Origin of the sequence: Allochromatium palmeri, from assembly GCF_009720725.1 — a bacterium.
GTDB lineage: Bacteria > Pseudomonadota > Gammaproteobacteria > Chromatiales > Chromatiaceae > Thermochromatium > Thermochromatium palmeri.
In genome coordinates this window covers 1-1,326 of sequence record NZ_WNKT01000127.1, presented here as the reverse complement: position 1 = coordinate 1,326, position 1,326 = coordinate 1, and the positions used below count along the sequence as shown (strand labels likewise).

3 protein-coding genes are annotated in these 1,326 nt (G+C 57.1%); all 3 read right to left on the bottom strand.

Annotated elements, in window-relative coordinates:
* Positions 1-286: 286 nt before the first annotated feature.
* A complete protein-coding gene (locus GJ668_RS19755; protein ID WP_155451789.1) occupies positions 287-559 on the bottom strand; it encodes a type II toxin-antitoxin system RelE/ParE family toxin in 273 nt (90 codons plus the stop codon).
* On the bottom strand, positions 559-771 hold the full coding sequence (locus GJ668_RS19750; RefSeq protein WP_155451788.1) for a TA system antitoxin ParD family protein: 213 nt from the start codon (positions 769-771) through the stop codon (positions 559-561). The genes GJ668_RS19755 and GJ668_RS19750 overlap by 1 nt, the downstream gene beginning before the upstream one ends.
* 224 nt (positions 772-995) lie before the next feature.
* The gene (locus GJ668_RS21050) at positions 996-1,121 is read right to left on the bottom strand and encodes a hypothetical protein (RefSeq protein ID WP_281350279.1); all 126 of its coding nucleotides are present in this window, start codon (positions 1,119-1,121) and stop codon (positions 996-998) included.
* Positions 1,122-1,326 lie beyond the last annotated feature (205 nt).

Here is a 1,326-nt window from a genome sequence, read left to right as displayed (position 1 = left end):
CAGAGGACTTGTCTACTCCAACTGTATGTGAGCGAACGATTTTTGCCAGCTGGTAAGATACTTTGTCCAAAGTCCAATCGACGTGGATGGGCCAAATTTCCGGGATCCGCCCCAGGTAGATTAGGATTCGGATGGCGACAGCGCAGACTGGCCCTCAAACAGAACGCGGATCGCGATCGAGGAATTGGAAGATGGGCGCGGCAAGACGTTTGCCGATGTGGACGATCTAATGCGGGATTTGCAAACGAACGACTGATCGTTTTCGAGGTGCTCAGTGTGGGCCGAGTTAGCGCTTCAAGTCGCGGTAGAAGTTTTCGTGGGGACCGAGGGAAAGCCAGGTGCGCGTCGTCTCATCCCATAGATAGGCGAGCAGATAGAGCTGATTGATGCAGTCGAATTTATGGACCCAGACGCCGGCGAGATCGCCCTTCTTTTCCTCGCCGAGTAGCGGGTTTGCGATGAGCTCGCGCATGGCTGTATGGACTGCATCACGTTGGTTAGCATGCAGTTTCTTGTAGACCCGCTTGAACGCGGGGCGCTGCTGTAGTGTCACGGTCATCAGGCTTCGGGCAACTCAAAGGGCTCGGACTCTTCTTCAATCGCGAGTAGCGTGTCGCGCACAAATTCAATGGGCAAGTCGGGGTTGTCGAGCGCGGCACGACCCACCTTGGCCCAGTAAGCCACTTGTTGCGGGATCGAACGCATCTCCGCCTTGGCGCGAATCTTCGCGGTTTCGTAAAGGCCGTCGTCAATTCGAATCGAAATACTCATGAGCGCTTCTCCTGTGGCAATGCGCCACAATTGTAGTAGTTTCGACATCCCGGAGTCAAACCTATGAGCACCCCACGGCCGAGCAGACCATCGCCCGCCTAGAACAGGCACAGGAGGATGAGCAGCGCGAGCGAACCCGACTCGCCGAGGCGCTGGCCCAGAGTCGATCGGATCTGGACGCCGGACGCGCGGCGCTGGCCGAGCGCGAGACCCAGATCAAGACCCTAACCGATCTGCTGGAGCGCGCCCAGGCCGCGCATGACGCCGAATCGGCGCGTTGGCTGGTGCAGATCGACGACCAGCGTCAGGCGTTGTCCGAGGCCCGTGAGCGGGAACGGCGCTGGGATCATGAACGCCTCGCGCTGCAGGATGAGAGGCGTCGCTTGCGTGCCAAGCCGACCCAGGCAGATTGAAATTCAGTCTATTTGTTGGCATTATTGCCAACATGCTGGCCGAACTAATAACCCGTTTCAAAGATTTGGACTTTGGACAAAGTATCTTACCAGCTGGCAAAAATCGTTCGCTCACATACAGTTGGAGTAGACAAGTCCTCTG